Origin of the sequence: Pseudomonas agronomica (genome assembly GCF_025917275.1) — a bacterium.
Lineage (GTDB): Bacteria > Pseudomonadota > Gammaproteobacteria > Pseudomonadales > Pseudomonadaceae > Aquipseudomonas > Aquipseudomonas agronomica.
Genome location: NZ_JAOSHO010000832.1, coordinates 1 through 1,353 on the forward strand (window position 1 = coordinate 1; position 1,353 = coordinate 1,353).

2 protein-coding genes are annotated in these 1,353 nt (G+C 58.7%); both read right to left on the reverse strand.

The features are described from left to right. Window positions 1-78: 78 nt before the first annotated feature. Window positions 79-639, reverse strand: a complete 561-nt coding sequence (locus tag OC610_RS27500; RefSeq protein ID WP_264432623.1) for a DUF1285 domain-containing protein — start codon at window positions 637-639, stop codon at window positions 79-81. Between the two features lie 15 nt (window positions 640-654). Further along, window positions 655-1,260 carry a DUF4823 domain-containing protein gene (locus OC610_RS27505; RefSeq protein ID WP_264432626.1) on the reverse strand — a complete coding sequence of 202 codons (606 nt, stop codon included), beginning with the start codon at window positions 1,258-1,260 and terminating at the stop codon, window positions 655-657. Between the last annotated feature and the right edge of the window lie 93 nt (window positions 1,261-1,353).

Sequence of the window (1,353 nt, forward strand, 5' to 3'; positions counted from 1 at the left end):
CTGTGGGAGCGAGCTTGCTCGCGATAGCGATCCTTCAGCCGACGCGGATGTTGGATCAACCCTCACTTCCACAAAGGATCAGGGTTCGAGGCCGATGGGGAAGAACTCGCCACCACTCCACACGCCCAACCAACGCTGCCCGTCGATCTCGCGGCTGACCGCCAGCTCCACCAGTTGGTAGAACACGTTGCGATGGATCAAGGCTTCGAGGTTGCTGCGCATATGCACGTAGGGAGCAGGCTCTTGGGTCTGGGGATCGATCACCACGCGCATCGGATGTTCCGGGCCGGCTTCGGTGGTTTCGTCGACATTGGTGGTAAAGCGCAACAACTGCGTTTCCCCCTGCCCTTCGACTTCAAGGATCACCGCCACGAACGGCGCGTCATCGACCTTGATGCCGACTTTTTCCACAGGGGTAATCAAAAAGTAATCATCGCCATCGCGGCGAATGATAGTAGAGAACAGCTTGACCATCGGTTTGCGCCCGATGGGCGTGCCCAGGTAATACCACGTGCCATCCCGGGCGATGCGCATGTCAATGTCGCCGCAGAAGTCAGGGTTCCACAAGTGGACCGGAGGCAGGCCTTTGGTCTTGGGGATCTGCCCCAGCAGGTCATTGGCTTTTTGCGGTCCACTCATGGTGCCTCCTTCTGTTTATTCGTCGCTCATCCCCAGCAGGCTGCGGGCGTATTCACGCAACGGCGTAGCGATGAGGTCTTGTGGCTGCTTGTCGTGCAACGTCAGCAAACCGCCACGGCTCTTGATGCGTGCAGTATCAATCAAATACTGGGTGCTGGTCTCGATCAACATGATTTGAATCACGCTGGTGTCGACGCCCAGGCGATCCACGGCCTCCTCATCCAGCCATTCGTCGGTGTTGCCTATGCGGTTGTCGGCCTTGGCGAAGCGGGTGTAAAGCAGGTAATGGGCGCCGGCGGCACGCGCTTCGCCCATCGCCTCGTCGAGGCCTTCCGGAACTCGGGCGCGACGAACCATCGGGAAATATTCGATGAAACCGTTGAAGGCTTCTTCAGCCACGACGTTGGGCCGCGGATAGGCGCTGCCTGGCGGAGCAAAAGCGCCTTGGGCGATGTAGATGAAGGAATCCGGCTGGATGCGCAGGTTGTTCACACGGCGACTGTCGCTATGGTCCAGCAGGCCGGCGTCGCTCATGTGATAACGAACGCCCTCCCCCATGTCGCTGACATTCATGCAGCCACCAAGCGTCAAAACGGTCAGCAGCAAAAACAGGCTACGCATCCTATCCTCCAAAAACCGGTGACGGAAAACCGGCGAATGGCCGTGGGATGCAGCTTTTGCGCCAGCTTGATGGGGGGAATGGTTCATTATTCC